Below are 16581 nucleotides of genomic sequence, written 5' to 3'. Positions count from 1 at the left end.
ATCTGTTGCAACGCATCACAAGGAGCCAGTTTCCATGTCCAGTCCAAAGATCGGTTTTATCGGTTATGGCGCCATGGCCCAGCGTATGGGGGCCAATCTTCGGAAAGCCGGTTATCCGGTGGTGGCTTATGCCCCGTCGGGCGGCAAGGACGAGACCGAAATGCTCCCCTCGCCCCGTGCGATTGCCGAAGCTGCCGAGATCATCATCTTCTGTGTGCCCAACGATGCGGCGGAAAACGAATCCCTGCATGGCGAGAACGGAGCACTTGCGGCCCTGACACCCGGCAAGCTCGTTCTCGATACCTCCACCGTCTCCCCCGATCAGGCCGACGTCTTTGCCAGCCTTGCTATCGAACATGGGTTCTCGCTGCTTGATGCCCCCATGTCCGGCAGCACGCCTGAAGCCGAGACCGGCGATCTGGTCATGCTCGTGGGCGGTGATGAGGCGACGGTCAAGCGTGCGCAGCCGGTGCTGGACGTCATCGGCAAGCTGACGATCCACGCCGGTCCTGCCGGTTCGGCGGCGCGGCTGAAGCTGGTCGTGAACGGCGTCATGGGGGCTACGCTCAATGTCATCGCGGAAGGCGTGTCCTACGGTCTGGCAGCGGGGCTGGATCGCGATGTCGTATTCGATACGCTTCAGCAGGTGGCCGTCGTCAGCCCTCATCACAAGCGCAAGCTGAAGATGGGCCAGAACCGCGAGTTCCCGTCCCAGTTCCCGACGCGCCTCATGTCCAAGGATATGGGACTGCTGCTGGATGCCGGACGCAAGGTCGGGGCATTCATGCCCGGTATGGCGGTTGCGGATCAGGCGCTGGCTCTTTCAAACCGTCTGCATGCGAATGAGGACTACTCGGCCCTCATCGGTGCGATGGAACACAGCGTTGCCAATCTTCCCCATAAATGAGAACGATATGCGGGAGCGGCCGCCCCTGAGGGCGGTCACCTCGTCTTATTCTGCCAAGGAGTGACATCATGGCTTTCGAACTTCCCCCCCTGCCCTACGCAGAAAACGCCCTCGCCGGTGCCGGCATGTGCCAGGAAACGCTGGAACTGCACCACGACAAGCACCATCAGGCCTATGTCACGGCGCTGAACGGTTTCGTTGAGAGCAAGCCGGAACTGGCTGGCAAGACGCTTGAGGAGATCATCGCGTTCTCCTACGGCAAGCCCGAGATCGCTCCGGTCTTCAACAATGCAGGCCAACACTGGAACCACATCCTGTTCTGGAAGAACCTGTCCCCCAAGGGCGGTCAGATCCCGACCGGCCTGGAAAAGAAGATCGCTGAGGACTTCGGTTCCGTCGAAGAGTTCAAGAAGCTCTTCAAGCAGGCTGCCACGACGCAGTTCGGTTCGGGCTGGGCCTGGCTGGTGCTGGACAAGTCCGGCAAGCTGGCTGTCACGAAGACGGCAAACGGTTCCAACCCGCTGGCCGAAGGTCAGGGCAAGGCACTGCTGGGCCTCGACGTGTGGGAACACGCCTATTACCTCGATTTCCGTAACCGCCGTCCGGATTACATCACGAACTATCTGGACAAGCTCGCCAACTACGAGTTCGCGGAAGCCGAACTGAAGTCTGCCTGATCCCTTCCGGGTTCATCAGAATAAAAAAACGCCCCGTCCGGTTTTCCGGGCGGGGCGTTTTTCATGAACGGACCTTTTGGAAGACCGGATCAGGAATCGTTGGCGGGCTTGTCACGCGGCATGATGTTCGTGATCGTGCTGCGGACGATCTTCACGCGCACGCCTTGGGCGATCTCGACATCCACTTCGTCGCTGTCGTCACGGGTGGCCTGCACGACACCGACAATGCCGCCTGCCGTCACGATCCGGTCACCGCGACGCAGGGAGCCCTGCTCGTCACGCAGCTTGCGGGCGCGCTGCTGCTGGGGACGGATCAGCAGGAAATAGAACACCACGAAGATGAAAATCATCGGGGCGAACTGAAGCACCTGCGGATTGGACAGCAGGCCACCACCATCGGCGGCCTGGGCGGAAGAAATGAACAGACTGCTCATGGATGTAAGGGTCCAGTCTTGAGTGAAGCTGGCGGGGACCATATCGTCCGGGGGCTGCCCGTCAAGCACGGCGCCGATGTCTTTTGATCTCAACTCCTTTCGTTTCGGGACCGTTTTCCATGACCGACCATGCCCTGCTCAGTGTTCTCGAACGTATTGCCGACAGTCTGGAGCGGATGAGCCCGCCCCCGCCGAATGCGGACATCCTGCATAAACACGACGCCTTTCTGTGGCAGGCCGCTCTGGGCGTTCTGACCCCGGTGGAGAAAGTTTCGGGTGTGCCGCTCTCGCTACTTCAGGGCGTGAAGCGGCAGATGGATCAGGTCATGACCAATACCCGGCATTTCGCGGAAGGCTTCAGCGCCAACAACGTGATGCTCTGGGGCGCGCGCGGGATGGGCAAGTCCTCGCTGGTGAAGGCGTCGGTCGCGGCCGTGAACGAGGAGCAGCGGGCGAAGGGCGGTGGAACACTCGCACTGATCGAGATCCAGCGCGACGAACTGTCTTCGCTGCCGAAGCTGCTGGCCGTCCTGCGCACCACGAAGCGGCGCTGCATCCTGTTCTGCGATGACCTTTCCTTCGAGAGCCAGGACGCGGATTACAAGTCGCTTAAATCCGTGCTGGACGGTGGTATCGGGGGGCGTCCCGAGAACGTCCTGATCTATGCGACATCGAACCGGCGTCATCTGATGCCGCGGGACATGATCGAGAACGAGACGGGCAGTGCGATCAACCCGTCGGAAGCCATTGAGGAAAAGGTCTCGCTTTCGGACCGGTTCGGTCTGTGGATCGGGCTGTATGGCGCAACGCAGGATGATTATCTGGCGATCGTCGAAGCGTATGCGGCTTATTACAAGCTGCCGGTTCCGCGCGATGAGCTCCGCCGGAAAGCCCTGCAATGGGCCATGGCGCGCGGCAGCCGATCCGGTCGTGTGGCCTCGCAGTTCATCAGCGATCTGAGCGCCGAACTGGGTGTAACCCCCGAACAGGATGCCTGAATTTCAGGGCTGTTTGTGCTCGCACAAGACGTTGAACGCACGAGAGTAGCAATATGATCATCCTGATGATAATCGCCGCATTTTTTCTGGCTTATGCGGCTCCAGATACATCTATCGGCAAAATCTGTCGTGATCGGCTTGTGACACGTCCCGTCAGATGGGTGAGAGAGTTTCCCTACACTGCAGGCATTCTTGCGCTGGGAACTATTCTGCTTGTGGGCTGTGCCACGTGGCTACTGGGCCATGATGGTTTTGCCGCAAGCCTACAGATGGCTCCGGATGTTCTTGGTTTCGCTACCAGTTTTGAAGTTATGTCCTTCGTCGAAGCGGCATCCAGCCTTGCATTCGCGATGCTGCTGACGGGAATAGGAAAAAATATTCTCGTTCTGCGGCACCTGTTCCGACGCACAGTGAGACGAAGCAGGCGTGTTGTGAGTGCAGCCCGCGCATGTCTGACGGGACAGAACGCCGACGACCCTGACCCGGCAGCTTTGCCAGCTTTCTCCTAACGATGAAGGCAGGCATCAGGCATCCGAAACCGCCTGCCTCTTCCCCCGGTCAGAACGACGCGCTGATGGTTCCGAAGAACTCGCGAACGGCGCCGCGTTCCATGGACTGGTAGTCGCCCACGGCCGGATTGTCGTTCTCACCCATCATGGAAATGTATTTGGTGTTGAACAGGTTATAGACGTTGAAGCTTGCCGTGACGTCCTTGAGAACGCTCAGCTTGCCGAAACGGTACTGTGCACCCGCATTGGCCAACCAGTATCCACCGATCGAAGTGTCGTTCATGAAGCTGTAATAACGGCGGCTGTAGTAATTCGCATCGAAATGGGCGGTCATGCCCTTCCAGCTATAGGCAATCGCTGCTTTGTACATCCAGGCCGGGTAATTGACGATGTTCTTGCCAGCCAGGGCGTAATAGCCGCCAACCGTGTCGACATTTCGGTCGTACGTGCCCTTGTTGTAGCTCAGATTGTTGCTGATGCTCAGGCCGTCGATCGGGGTGAGGGTGATGTCACCATTCGCACCGGTCATGGAAATATGGCCGAAATCGATGACCTGCGAGACCGGATTGGTCAGGGAGCCGACCGCAGCCGCCAGGATCGGGTGAATCAGGCTGGCGTGATAGACGGTGGCGTTCGCCTGAAGATACTTGGACGTATAGCGATAGCCGCCAAGATAGACCCAGGCCTTGGACGGTTCGAGGGACTTTTTCTGGGCCTGGAACGTAGCCTGATCCTGCACGGAATAGACCGAGTTCGCGACGCCATAGGCCGAGACCTCATAGGCGCGCATATTCTCCGCCACGTCCACATAGATCTCGTGGTGACGGTTGATGTGCCAGTCCAGATTGACGTGCGGCAGGAAGGCCTGTGAGGCGGTCAGAGAACCATTCGGCAGAGCATCGGCCCCCGTCCAGTCGGAGTTGTTGTACTGCGCACCGCCGGAAGTTGTCGCGGTCATGGACTTGAAGCCGGCATGCAGCGTCAGGCCCTGGGCGAGCTGGATGCTGTCCTGCAGGTGGAACTGCATGACGTTCGTGGTCCACTGGAAGTTGTAGCCTTCGAGGAAGGCCGGGCCGTAAACGTCATAAGGACCCACGGCCTTGAGCGGCGCACCCTGCCCCAGAAGCGGTTCCTGATAATTGAACAGGCCTGCCTGCTGGTTGTTGTTCTCGTACCAGACGCCCCCCTCGAAAGTATGACGGCCCCACTTGTAACGCAGGCTGGTGTCGAGACCGTAACGCTCCTGACGGTTCTGCCAGACCTCTTCGGAGAATGGCGCCCCATTCGGTGAGGGATCGTCCGAATCCGTATAGCTGTAATAGCCGGTCTGGCTGTGACCGTAGATCGTGGTGTTCCAGGTCAGGTGATCGTTCAGGGCGAGGTCGAAATGCAGACCGCCCATATAGTTGGTTTCAGCCTGGCCACCGTCATACATGGCGATATTTGAGCCATCGATACCCGGTACATTCCCGTAACCGGCCGGCAGCGGGCTCGTCCCGTTGGCAATCCCGTAAGCCAGACCATAATTCGGATAGAGATGTGGTGTGCGCCAACCGAGGTTCTTCAGGATGCCGATGGACGTATCCGGGTAGTTCCACTGCGCCAGGCTGGACCAGTTGAAGAAAGCCGACATGCGGCTGCGTTCATTGATCGGCTGGACGAGCTTGGCATCGACCTGCTGCATGAACTGGTCGCCGCTCCCCATCCACATGCCTTCATCGGTGCGGGCATAGGACGTGTAGAACTTCGTGCCGGTCGGGTTCAGCTTGCCGGAGTCCAGACGGACATAGGTGCGATACGACCCGTAGCTGCCGAAAGACTGGCTGACCTTGCCGCCACGCTTGTCCTCGGGGTCCGAGGAACCGATCTGGATCGTGCCGCCCAGCGTGTTGGTCGAGGGCAGTTCGACCGAACCTGCACCCTGCGACATGCGCATGGACTGGATGTCGTCGGGGATGATGGCGGAGGCGAGGCTCATGCCACTGACGGACTGGTACGTCTGATCGTTCAGGGGAACGCCATCCACCGTGACGCCCATCTGGTTCATGAAGAAGCCGCGGACGTAGAGATTGGCGCCGAAGCTGTCGATTCCGAACGGATCGGTGGACGAGAAGCTCACGCCCGGCGTGCGATCCAGCATCTTGTAGGCGCTGGTTCCCGGAACATACTGGCGCATGATGGCCTTGGAGACGGCCTGCTCGGCATCGCGCCCGGTCAGCTGACGGCCGGTAACAGCGACACTTTCCGTTGCACGGGATTCCAGCGTCTCGACCTTATGGCGTGCAGACGTATTCCGGAGCGGCGTGTTTTTGGCTCCCGCGACCGGAGCGGCGTTTCCGGCATGGCGCGATGCCGCATGGGTGCGGGCATGGGCCGTGACCGCCGCCGCATCGTCGGCTGCCGGAAGAGGCTGGTGACCTGCGGCCAGTGCTGACTGACGGACTGCAAACAGTGCGATGGAGGAAAGAAGCAGGGATCTGGTTCGCACCGTGGCCGAAACTCCGGAATCTGGGATTTATGAACTTTGGGAAGCGGTCTCCTAAACGTGCCTGCATCGCCCGAAAAGCGCCAGCATTGCCAGATGATGTTTCAATGACACGAAAAAAATGGTTTTTGTGCCGCATGTTGCGGGAAAGACGCGCTGCGGCCGTGAAGAATGATCTCTTCCTGTGGTGGGGCTTTGCCTGTTAGGCTGATGCCCAACAAGACGACGTCGCGGTTTCATCACGGATCAGGATACTCATGTCGCAGACTATTTCTGCCTCTTCTGCTACTGTCGAAAGCACATCTCCGGACACCGATCGGGTCATCGCCCCGGATATCGGTGAATATTCTCCTGTGGAAGATGTGGTCCGCAAGACCGGGGATCTCCGGCGCGTTCTGTCCAATCCCGACTACTGGTATCCGGTCGCCTGGTCACGCGAGCTCAAACGCGGAAAGACCATCGGCACGCGCTATGCCGGCCAGCCGATCGCGCTCGTGCGCCCCATGGACGGCAACGTGTTTGCGCTGGAAGACCGCTGTGCTCATCGGCAGGTTCCGCTCAGCCTTGGCAAGGTGAGTGGTGAAGCGGTCCAGTGCTGCTACCACGGATGGGCCTATGGCCGTTCGGGCCGCTGCATCGACGTGCCATATCTGGGCAAGGGCAAGCTTCCCAACGGCGTGCGGACCTATCCGTGCCGCGAGGAAGGCGGGCTGATCTTCATTTTCCCGGGCGATCCGGCAAAAGCCGAGAGCACGCCCTTCCCGCAACTGGGCTCGGTGGGCAACCCCGAATACAAGACCCGCCGTTTCGGTGAGACAGTCGCCTGCCATTACAGTTTCATGCATGAGAACCTGATGGATATGAACCATCAGTTCATGCACATGAAGCAGATGGGCCAGATGAAGCCGCGTTTCCTCGGCGGTAGAGACGAGCCCACGCTGGTCGAGGCGCGCTACAGCTTCGCCCGCACCGGTGGCAAGCAGCCCTGGGGCGAGACGTTCATCTTCGGCGAACGTCGCGACGCGAGCGAGAAATACGCCCATAAGGACGTCATGACGATCCGGACGGAATATCCGTACCAGACGCTGCGCATCGCAACTGGTGACGAGCCGCCGGTCATGGATCTGTGGATCGTGTACGTGCCGCAGGATGCTGAAGAGAAGACCTGCCGCGTGTTCGGGCTGCTGTCGATCCGCCGCCCGAAGGCGAAGCTGGTTCTCGACATCGCCTGGCCGTTCCTCGTCGCGTTCACGGAGCGGATCTTCAAGGAAGACCGGGACATCGTGGAGCTGGAACAGGCGGCCTGGAACGAACTGGGCGGCGACCACAACCAGGAAGTCTTCCCGGTCATCAACATGCTTCGCAGGCTTCTGGCCCGGTGTGGCGTTCCGGCCGACAAGCCGGCGGGCAACCAGGTGTCTTCGTCCTGACATGACACCGGAACTCAAGGCAGGGAGACTCGTTCTGCGCTCCCTGCAGCCGGGTGACGCCCCGGCAATCCATCGTCTCATCAATGACTGGAGCGTCGTCCGGATGCTCAGTCGCCTGCCCTTCCCCTATCCCCGCGAACTGGCGGAGCAATGGATCGACTCCACCCGTCGCGACAGCGCCCAGGGCAGCGCGCATCATTTTGCCATGACCCGTGACGGAGCGCTTCTGGGGGCGATCGCGCTCGTGCTCTCCGATGACCGGCGTTCCGGCTCGCTCGGATACTGGCTAGCCCCCACGGAATGGGGGCAGGGCCTGACCACGCAGGCGGGTCAGCGCGTCGTTGAATGGGGACTGACGGTTCTGCGACTGGAAAAGATCACGGCAGATGCCGCGCAGGACAATGTCGCGTCAGCAGCGGTTCTGGGAAAGCTCGGCTTTGTGAAGACGGGAACCTCCAGCCGACGTTTCGTCTCGCGCGGACAGGACTGTCCAATCGATCTGTTCGAACTGCCGCGCGCAACGTTCCTCGCCAAGACGCAGGAACCAGTCGAGGCCCCCGCTCCACCCTCGGCTGAGGTCACTCCGGTCGTCGCCGAACCGCCCAAACCCCGGACATTGCTGGTCGTAGCGGCTACCCTGCTCGACGCGCAGGGGCGGATCCTTCTTGCCAAGCGTCCGGAAGGGAAACGTCTTGCGGGACTTTGGGAGTTCCCCGGCGGCAAGGTCGAACGGGATGAGACGCCGGAACAGGCGCTGATCCGGGAAATGCGCGAGGAGCTGGGTCTGGATCTGACGGGGGCCTGTCTGGCGCCCTTCACCTTCGTCAGCGAAAACGCCGGGCCGTTCCATCTGCTGATGCCGCTTTACGTGGTGCGGCGCTGGCGGGGTGTTCCCACCCCGCGCGAAGGCCAGACGCTGGAATGGGTCGCGGCCGCCGATCTCGGCCGCTATGCCATGCCCGATCCTGACCTTCCCCTGATCCCGCTTCTGCAGGAGCTTCTGGGCTAGGTCAGCCGTTCAGGCGGAAGACCTGCTGCGGAACGCCCGCAACATCCGTGCGGAAGGCGAACAGAGAGCCGGCCTGCGGCTCTTTCGCCAGCGTCTCTGCGTCCAGTCCCTTGCGCGCGGTCGTCACGAAAACCGTTTTCAGGTCCTCGCCACCGAAAGCGACTTTCGTGACATTCGTGACGGGCATGGGAATCGGCGGCAGTTCCGTACCATCGGATTTGAAACGCGCCACACGGCCCCCACCCCAGGTACCACACCAGATGGTCCCTTCACTGTCGGTCACGATCCCATCGGGATAGCCGTGCTCCAGCTGGGCGAAGACACGCTCGTTTGCGAGATCGCCATCCGCTTTGATGTCAAAAGCGTAGATCGTCTGTTCCGGGCTGTCGCAGACATACAGCACCTTGCCGCACGGAGAGACGGCGGGACCGTTGGAGACGGTATAGCCTTCGTCGTGATGGGTGATGTTCAGCCCCTTGCCGTCGTGAACGACGCGATAGATCGAACCGGACGGGTTCTCCTCACCATCGTCCATGGTGCCAAACCAGACACGCCCCTGCGGATCGACACAGCCATCATTGAGCCGGTTGCGGGGCTTCTCGGCTTCCACGATCGTATGCTCGGAGAGGCCGCCGTTGCGCGGGTCGAAGCGGCGCAGGCCGTCCGGCATCCCGGCCAGAAATGTCCCATCCGCGACAGGAAGCAGAAACGCCACACGGTCCGGCGCGGACCATGTCTGATGGGCACGACTGGCAGGTGTGAAGCGATGGATCTTCGCTTCCGGGATATCCACAAAATACAGGCTTTTTTCGCCCTCAATCCAGACAGGCCCCTCCCCCAGCGTCGCGCGCAGATCGAGAATGCATTCGGGCTGGTGAAGCGGGATGCTGGTCATGGTTCCTCCTGATGAAAACGAAAGTCCGGAGCGGGTTTGTCCTCGACAACGCGAGGCGAGCCGTTACGTTCTGTGGCGAAGACTATCAGGAGCGGACAGATGCTTCAAAAAACTGCCTGTTTTCTCGTCATCGGCAACGAGATCCTCTCAGGGCGCACGCAGGACGCCAATACGCAGGTTCTGGCCCAGGCACTCAATGCGCAGGGCATCCGGCTCATGGAAGTGCGGGTCATTCCCGACATCGAAGACCGGATCGTGCGGACGGTCCGCGAATGCAGCGCGACATTCGACATCGTTTTCACGTCAGGCGGCATCGGGCCGACACATGACGACATCACGGCCGAATGCGTCGCAACGGCCATGGGTGCGCCACTGGTCCGGCATGAGGAAAGCTTCCGCCTGCTGGAAGCAGCACTAGGTGCGGACCGTTTCAACACGGCCCGCCAGCGCATGGCCTATCTTCCGGAAGGCTCCACGCCGATCCTCAACACGGTATCCGTGGCACCCGGCTTCAGCATCGGCAATGTCCATGTCATGGCCGGCGTACCGTCGATCTTTGCATCGATGGTCACGTGGCTGGTACCGCAACTGGAAAAGGGCGCGCCGCTCGTTTCCGCCAGTTGGCATGCCGCAGGCCTGAAGGAAGGCGATTTCGCCGCCGATCTGGCTACGCTGCAGAAAACATTCCCGACGGTCGATCTGGGGTCCTATCCCTACCACCTGCCGGATGGCGCAAGCGGTGTGGCGCTGGTCGCCAAGGGCTATGACGGAGATCTGGTCGGGAAAGCGGCCCTGGCACTGCATGATCTGATCATGGCGCATGGTCGTGAACCGCTGGCTGGGGAAGCGGCGCACAAACAACCAGCCTGAAAAAACAAAAGCCGCTGCGGGGAAGCAGCGGCTTTTGAAGGCTCCCTCAGTGCAGAGGGGCGCGGGTCATGGAGAGGAACTTGTCCCGGCGCTTCTGGATCAGTGCCGGGCCGGTAAGTCCCTGAAGGGATGCAAGCTCTTCGGCAATCGCATTCCCAACCGCCTTGACGGCTTCTTCCGGAGCGCGCTGGGCGCCGCCCAGGGGCTCCGGAATGATGCGGTCGATCACGCCGAGGGACTGAAGATCCTGCGCGGTGAGCTTGAGAGCTTCCGCCGCGGCCGGAGCCAGCTTCGGATCGCGCCACAGGATGGACGCTGCCGCTTCCGGCGAAATCACGGAATAGATCGAGTGCTCGAGCATCAGAATGCGGTCGCCTGCACCGATGGCAATGGCACCACCTGAGCCGCCCTCACCGATTACGGTTACGATCAGGGGTACGGGTGCCTTGAGGCAGACATCAATCGACTTTGCGATGGCCTGGGCCTGTCCGCGTGCTTCTGCGTCGATTCCGGGCCAGGCACCGGCAGTGTCGATGAAGCTCAGAACCGGCAGGCCAAAGCGACCGGCCATTTCGACCAGACGCTGCGCCTTGCGGTAACCTTCGGGGCGGGCCATGCCAAAATTATGCTTCAGGCGCGTTTCGGTGTCGTGACCACGCTCGGTCCCGACGACAATGACCGGTTCTCCACGGAAACGGGCTAGACCACCGATCATGGCGTCATCATCACCGAAGGCGCGGTCACCGGCCAGCGGCGTGTAGTCCGTGGTCAGCAGACGCACGTAGTCCAGCGCCTTGGGGCGCTGGGCGTGACGGGCCACCTGCACTTTCTGCAGCGGCGTCAGCTTGGCATAGGTCGAGCGGAGCTGCTTGTCGGCCTTCTCGGACAGACGGGCAATCTCGTCATCGATATTGATGCCGCTGGTGCCGGAGTCCTTGCCCTGGCTGCCCATCTGGCGGAGTTCGTCGATCTTGGTCTCGAGTTCGGCGACCGACTTCTCGAAATCTAGGAATTGGCGCATGGCCAGCCCGATAGCACGCCTGCGCGTCCGGAAACAGTCCCTGCGACAAGCGGAATGATCGGTTCAGTCCGCATCGACCGGGGCTCCGGCTTTCCGTGCCAGCGGATGATGCGTCGTCACGGCCTGTCGCAGGCGCTCGGACATGACCTGCGTATAGATCTGCGTGGTGGCGATATCGGCATGACCCAGAAGCATCTGGAGCGCCCGCAGATCAGCTCCGTGCGCCAGAAGGTGGCTGGCGAACGAATGGCGCAGGACGTGGGGACTGACACGCTCCGGATCGAGCCCGGCTTTCAGGGCGCAGGCGAGCAAGATCTTGTCGAATCCCTGCCGAGTCAGATGTTTCTGCGGATCGCGTCCGGGAAAAAGCCAGGGGCTGCCGAGATCACGATCGAAATGCACGAGTTGATCCGCCGCCTCCCGCGCACTCTGGGACAAAGGCACCAGTCGTTCGCGTCCGCCTTTCCCGCGCACCAGCAGCATCGGTCCTCGGACATGCACACAGGTTGCCGGCAGGGCCAGCAGTTCGGAAATGCGCAGGCCGGTCGTGTAGAGCAGCTCCAGCGCGGCGCGGGAGACAATGTCCCGGCGTTCGTTTTCATGGCCGCGCGTGCCGGTTTCCAGCAGGAGACGGATTTCGTCTTCATCCAGCGGCCTGGGAAGAGAGGACGTTATTCGGGGGGCCTGCTGGCGCTCGGTCGGATCGTCCTCACGTACCGACTCGAGCATCAGGAAGCGATAGAACTGGCGCAGGCAGGACAGGCGCCGGGCCGCTGTCCGCGCCGCCAGTCCCGCACGGGAGAGTTCAGCAAGATAGGACTGGACCTCCTCTCCCCGCGCTTCGGAAAGGGAGAGCGGCGCGCAGTGCGTTGCGAAATCGGCGAGGTCCGAGGCGTAGGCCTGACGGGTTTTCAGCGCCGCGCCGCGCTCGGCGGCCAGCATCTCCAGAAAAGCCTCGACATGCCTGCTGTCCCCCTGGACGTCACTGTCGCGCGCCATGAGGAACGGATCAGTGCGCGGGAGCCGGTGCGACCGGAGCAGCAGGCATGGGCTGGGCCGGCGCGGCCCTGGGAGCCGGCATCGTCGGCAGCGGTGTGGAAGGCGTCAGCGGTGCGGCGGCAGGAGCAGCCGGAGCAGCCGCGGCGGGAGCGGAAGCCGGAACCATGGCAGGTGCCGGAGCCGGCTGGGCAGCAGGCATCGGTCCGGCTGCCGGCACGGGCGGCATGGCCGGGAGCGCAGCCTGCGGGGTGGCGGAAGCGGCGAACGCGCCTCCGGACAGATCCTTGTGAACCATGGTCTGGGCCGGCGGAGTAGCCGTCATGCCCAGACGCAGAAACGCTCCGCCGGCGCCCAGAACAAGAAGGACGGCAACAGCCCCGCCGATCATCGGCAGGCGGAAAAGGGAACGATCAAGATTTGCCATTGAAAAAGGTCTCGAAGTGAGGGCAGGACGTGTTCCTTCTCCTATGATAGGTAGCAGGGCATGTCACGCCTGCCTTTCCCCCTTTCAGCCAAGCCGGAACCCTTTTTCTCGCCCGATGGCATACCGTCACGCACGGTTGTGCTCGTTGGAATGATGGGGGCTGGCAAAACCACCATCGGACGGCGCCTAGCCCAGATCTGCGGGCTGCCGTTCGTGGATGCCGACATCGAGATCGAAAGAGCGGCCGGCTGTTCGATTCCCGAAATCTTCGCCCGCCATGGCGAGGCATCGTTCCGGGACGGCGAACGCCGCGTCATCCAGCGACTCCTCGACGGCCCACCCTGCATCCTCGCCACGGGCGGTGGGGCCTGGATGGATGCCCAGACGCGCCATCTGGTCCGCCGCCATGCGGTTTCGGTCTGGCTGCGCGCGCCGGTGCACGTCCTCGTCAAGCGGGTTGCCGGACGTGCGGGACGTCCGCTTCTGGCGCAGGGACGGCCGGATGAGGTGCTGGAGCGGCTGGTCGGGCTGCGTTACCCCGTCTACGCCGAGGCGGACATCATTATCGATTGTGGAGATGACACGGTGGAACAGGGCGTGCAGCGCGTACGGGAAGTCCTGGAAGAATATCGCAGGCCGGAGACAGTGCATGTCTCGCTCAGCCATCACAGTTATGATGTGCTGATCGGGCCGGACCTCATTTCGCGGGCCGGCGCCCGGCTGGCCCCGCACCTGCCCCAGAAGCGTGTCGTCGTCATTACGGATGCGACCGTGGCTGAACTGCATCTGCCGCGGCTTCTGGCGTCGTTCGAGGACACCGGCATCCGCGCGGATGTGATTTCGGTTCCCGGCGGCGAGGAAAGCAAGTCCCTCGCCTGCTACGGCGATGTCATGAACCAGCTTCTGTCCACGGGCATCGAGCGCAAGACAACCATTGTCGCCCTGGGTGGCGGAGTCGTGGGCGATCTGGCCGGCTTTGTCGCGGCTACGGCCCTGCGCGGACTGCCCTTCGTGCAGATTCCGACCACACTGCTCTCACAGGTAGACAGCAGCGTCGGCGGCAAAACAGGAATCAATGCCGCAGCGGGCAAGAACCTGATCGGGGCGTTCCATCAGCCCATCGCGGTTCTCGCCGACAGTTCCGCTCTGGCGACCCTGCCCCGTCGCCAGCGCGTTGCGGGATACGCCGAGATCGTCAAATCCGGGCTCATTGCAGATCCGGAGCTTTTCGCCTGGTGCGAAGCGCATGGACACGCGGTGCTGGACGGCGATCCCGCTGCCCTGGCGGAAGCCGTCCGTCAGGCCTGCGCCTTCAAGGCGGCGGTCGTGGCGGCTGATGAAAAGGAACAGGCCTCTGTCGGCGGCCGGGCGCTGCTCAATCTGGGGCATACATTCGGACACGCCCTGGAAGCGGAACTGGGATATGACGGACGCCTGCTCCACGGCGAAGGGGTCTCGATCGGGATTCACCTGGCCATGGCCCTGTCGGTGGAACTTGGGTACGCGCCCGTCGAGGACCTGCATCGACTGGACCGTCATCTGCGGAGTCTGGACATGCCGGTGAGCTTTGACTGGTTCCGGGAGTCGTTCTCTGCCGACATACTTCTGCGCCACATGACTCGGGACAAGAAAATGCAGGACGGGAAGGTTGCCTTCGTTTTGCTCCGCGGGATCGGGAAGGCCTTTACGACCCGCGAAATTTCCTCAGAAACAGTGCGTAATCTGCTCATCCGCGAAGGCTGCTGTCCGTGAGGAATGTTAAAATTCCGTCACATGGCAGCTAAATGCCTGTTTTGCTTCCATTTTTGCATAGCTGCTTTCTGCACGAGCCTCTGGCTTCTGGTGGAACCATGAGCTAAGGCAACGTAGACGCGAGGCGTAGATCGTGAAGCGGGCGAAATGGATTGTGGCTTTTATGTCACTCCCCTACCCCGAGTAGAGCCTGAAGACCCTGACTGGCTTTGTCCCGGGGAACTCTGCGCTCTATATGCGCTTATGCATCGCGCTGGGTCCGTTGGTGAAAGCATTTTCCAACGGCTCGAACGTTAGTCACTAAGAGGACGAAAACATGCGTCTCCGCACGGCACTCCTTGCCATGACGTCGATGGTCGCCGCACCGTCGCTTGCCATGGCCAGCACGATCACCGGCCCCTATGTCAACATCGGCGGTGGTTACAACCTGGTTCAGCAGCAGCACGGCTCCTTCTCGCCGACGACGCAGGCTGACGGCACGAGCAGCAACGCTGCTTCGAGCTCCCGCTACCGCCACCACGACGGCTTCACCGGTTTCGGTGCATTCGGCTGGGGCTTCGGTAACGGCCTGCGCGTTGAAGTCGAGGGTCTGTACAACTACTCCCAGATCAACCACCGTCGTCCGACGGCTGTTAACGGCATGACCCACGGGTCCGACCAGGCTTATGGTGGCCTCGTCAACGTGCTGTATGACATCGATCTCGCCAACTTCGGCCTGAACGTCCCCGTCACGCCGTTCGTCGGTGTCGGCGCTGGCTATCTGTGGCAGCACTACAACCCGACCACGACCAACTACGTGAACGGCGCTGTTGACCGCATGGGCGGCACGCAGGGCAGCTTCGCGTACCAGGGCATCGTCGGTGCAGCCTACGACATCCCGAACGTTCCGGGTCTGGCCGTCACGACGGAATACCGCTTCATCGGTCAGGACTTCGTCAACGGTCCGTATCGTTCCACGGCCTACAACGCTTCTGGCGTTCACAAGGGCAACGTGAACTTCGACCAGCGCTTCTCGCACCAGTTCATCCTGGGCCTGCGCTATGCCTTCGACACGGCTCCGCCGCCGCCGCCGCCGGCTCCGGTTGTTGTTCCGCCGGCTCCGACCCCGGCCCGCACGTATCTCGTGTTCTTCGACTGGGACAAGTCTGACCTGACGGGCCGCGCCCGTGAGATCGTTGCCCAGGCAGCCCAGGCTTCCACGCACGTCCAGACGACGCGCATCGAAGTCAACGGCTACACGGATAACTCTGCTGCTCACCCGGGTCCCCGCGGCGAGAAGTACAACCTGGGTCTGTCCAACCGTCGCGCTTCCAGCGTGAAGGCTGAGCTGATCCGTGACGGTGTCCCGGCTGCTGCCATCGACATCCACGGCTATGGCGAGTCCAAGCCGCTGGTTCCGACCGGCCCGAACACCCGCGAGCCGCAGAACCGTCGCGTCGAGATCATCCTGAAGTAATTCAGACATGATCTGACGCCGGGGTCTTCGACTTCGGTTTTGAGAAAGGCGTCCTTCGGGGCGCCTTTTTCTTTGGGTAGCCACCATGCCGGAAACGAAACTCTCCTTGCGGCTGGCTTTCCCTACAGGCTAGAGCGGGCGCACCCCGAGACCCCGGAGACATGCTCCTTGTCACTCAGTCGCATTTTCCATCCGCGCACCCGGCCGGAAATCATCGATCAGTTCCTACGTTTCGGGGCGGTGGGCGGTCTCGGGTTTCTGGTGGACTGGGGAACGGTGTCACTGCTCCGGGCACCTCTGGGACTGACCGCGGCCACCCTGATCGCCTATTTCGTGGCGGCGACCGAAAACTGGTTTCTCAACCGGTTCTGGACTTTCCGCCTCTCGGCAGCCTCAAACCAGCACATGGTCCTGCAGTGGCTGCGATTCCTGCTGGCCAATTCGTTCGGATTTCTCCTCAACCGCGGCATGGTCTTCCTGCTGTACGCAACGGTTCCGTTGACCGTTCGTCATCCGGTGATTGCACTTGCCGCAGGTGCTTTGTGCGGCATGATCGCCAATTTCAATCTTTCGCGACGCCTCGTCTTCCGGGCGCAGGCTGATGGCACAATACCGGACGCCACCTCCAGCCTGTCCGGTCTTCCCGACGACAGCACCGGACCGCATGGCCGCAATGACTGAGGGCTGCATTTCCAAGGCGGCCACAATAGTCTAA

General features: G+C 61.7%; 16 protein-coding genes. 10 read left to right on the top strand and 6 right to left on the bottom strand.

Annotated features, from left to right (window positions below):
* The first annotated feature begins 34 nt into the window (after positions 1-34).
* Together HKD27_RS01515 and HKD27_RS01510 are read left to right on the top strand one after the other, a co-directional pair.
* Positions 35-907, top strand: a complete 873-nt coding sequence (locus tag HKD27_RS01515) for an NAD(P)-dependent oxidoreductase (RefSeq protein ID WP_194688161.1) — start codon at positions 35-37, stop codon at positions 905-907.
* 68 nt (positions 908-975) lie between these two features.
* On the top strand, positions 976-1584 hold the full coding sequence (locus HKD27_RS01510) for a superoxide dismutase (RefSeq protein ID WP_011253320.1): 609 nt from the start codon (positions 976-978) through the stop codon (positions 1582-1584).
* Positions 1585-1673: 89 nt separating this feature from the next.
* Here HKD27_RS01510 and yajC read toward each other — a convergent pair whose 3' ends face one another.
* Positions 1674-2018, bottom strand: a complete 345-nt coding sequence (gene yajC / locus HKD27_RS01505; RefSeq protein WP_024716829.1) for a preprotein translocase subunit YajC — start codon at positions 2016-2018, stop codon at positions 1674-1676.
* Positions 2019-2137: 119 nt separating this feature from the next.
* On the opposite strand from yajC, the gene HKD27_RS01500 reads away from it, so the two are divergent.
* Together HKD27_RS01500 and HKD27_RS01495 are read left to right on the top strand one after the other, a co-directional pair.
* Positions 2138-3016: an ATP-binding protein gene (locus tag HKD27_RS01500; RefSeq protein ID WP_194688162.1), complete on the top strand. Its 879-nt coding sequence runs from the start codon at positions 2138-2140 to the stop codon at positions 3014-3016.
* A gap of 53 nt (positions 3017-3069) precedes the next feature.
* Entirely contained in the window at positions 3070-3525 is a 456-nt protein-coding gene (locus tag HKD27_RS01495; RefSeq protein WP_194688163.1) for a hypothetical protein, read from the top strand.
* Positions 3526-3574: 49 nt separating this feature from the next.
* On the opposite strand, the gene HKD27_RS01490 is transcribed toward HKD27_RS01495, so the two are convergent.
* Positions 3575-6013, bottom strand: coding sequence for a TonB-dependent receptor domain-containing protein (locus HKD27_RS01490; protein WP_194688164.1), 2439 nt, complete (start codon positions 6011-6013; stop codon positions 3575-3577).
* 254 nt (positions 6014-6267) lie between these two features.
* On the opposite strand from HKD27_RS01490, the gene HKD27_RS01485 reads away from it, so the two are divergent.
* Together HKD27_RS01485 and HKD27_RS01480 are read left to right on the top strand one after the other, a co-directional pair.
* A complete protein-coding gene (locus HKD27_RS01485) occupies positions 6268-7440 on the top strand; it encodes a Rieske 2Fe-2S domain-containing protein (protein ID WP_228518247.1) in 1173 nt (390 codons plus the stop codon).
* Position 7441: 1 nt separating this feature from the next.
* Positions 7442-8449 (top strand): bifunctional GNAT family N-acetyltransferase/(deoxy)nucleoside triphosphate pyrophosphohydrolase, encoded by a 1008-nt coding sequence (locus HKD27_RS01480; RefSeq protein WP_194688165.1) that lies wholly within the window; start codon positions 7442-7444, stop codon positions 8447-8449.
* Position 8450: 1 nt separating this feature from the next.
* Here the strand turns inward: HKD27_RS01480 and HKD27_RS01475 are convergent, their stop codons facing one another.
* A complete protein-coding gene (locus tag HKD27_RS01475; protein WP_194688166.1) occupies positions 8451-9344 on the bottom strand; it encodes an SMP-30/gluconolactonase/LRE family protein in 894 nt (297 codons plus the stop codon).
* 99 nt (positions 9345-9443) lie between these two features.
* On the opposite strand from HKD27_RS01475, the gene HKD27_RS01470 reads away from it, so the two are divergent.
* Positions 9444-10214, top strand: a complete 771-nt coding sequence (locus HKD27_RS01470; RefSeq protein WP_194688167.1) for a molybdopterin-binding protein — start codon at positions 9444-9446, stop codon at positions 10212-10214.
* A 46-nt stretch (positions 10215-10260) separates the two neighbouring features.
* Here the strand turns inward: HKD27_RS01470 and HKD27_RS01465 are convergent, their stop codons facing one another.
* The 3 genes from HKD27_RS01465 to HKD27_RS01455 all read right to left on the bottom strand — a co-directional run bounded on the left by HKD27_RS01465 (position 10261) and on the right by HKD27_RS01455 (position 12658).
* A complete protein-coding gene (locus HKD27_RS01465) occupies positions 10261-11235 on the bottom strand; it encodes an acetyl-CoA carboxylase carboxyltransferase subunit alpha (protein ID WP_194688168.1) in 975 nt (324 codons plus the stop codon).
* A gap of 63 nt (positions 11236-11298) precedes the next feature.
* The gene (locus HKD27_RS01460; protein ID WP_194688169.1) at positions 11299-12234 is read right to left on the bottom strand and encodes a tyrosine recombinase; all 936 of its coding nucleotides are present in this window, start codon (positions 12232-12234) and stop codon (positions 11299-11301) included.
* A 10-nt stretch (positions 12235-12244) separates the two neighbouring features.
* Positions 12245-12658, bottom strand: coding sequence for a hypothetical protein (locus HKD27_RS01455; protein WP_062456347.1), 414 nt, complete (start codon positions 12656-12658; stop codon positions 12245-12247).
* 60 nt (positions 12659-12718) lie between these two features.
* On the opposite strand from HKD27_RS01455, the gene aroB reads away from it, so the two are divergent.
* The 3 genes from aroB to HKD27_RS01440 all read left to right on the top strand — a co-directional run bounded on the left by aroB (position 12719) and on the right by HKD27_RS01440 (position 16547).
* Positions 12719-14410, top strand: coding sequence for a 3-dehydroquinate synthase (gene aroB, locus HKD27_RS01450; RefSeq protein ID WP_194688170.1), 1692 nt, complete (start codon positions 12719-12721; stop codon positions 14408-14410).
* A gap of 316 nt (positions 14411-14726) precedes the next feature.
* A complete protein-coding gene (locus HKD27_RS01445) occupies positions 14727-15866 on the top strand; it encodes an OmpA family protein (RefSeq protein ID WP_041112059.1) in 1140 nt (379 codons plus the stop codon).
* 168 nt (positions 15867-16034) lie between these two features.
* Complete coding sequence (locus HKD27_RS01440; protein ID WP_194688171.1) at positions 16035-16547, top strand: GtrA family protein; 513 nt, start codon at positions 16035-16037, stop codon at positions 16545-16547.
* Positions 16548-16581 lie beyond the last annotated feature (34 nt).

The organism is Gluconobacter sp. R75690, assembly GCF_015244525.1.
Lineage (GTDB): Bacteria > Pseudomonadota > Alphaproteobacteria > Acetobacterales > Acetobacteraceae > Gluconobacter > Gluconobacter potus.
This window is presented reverse-complemented; position numbering and strand designations above follow the sequence as displayed.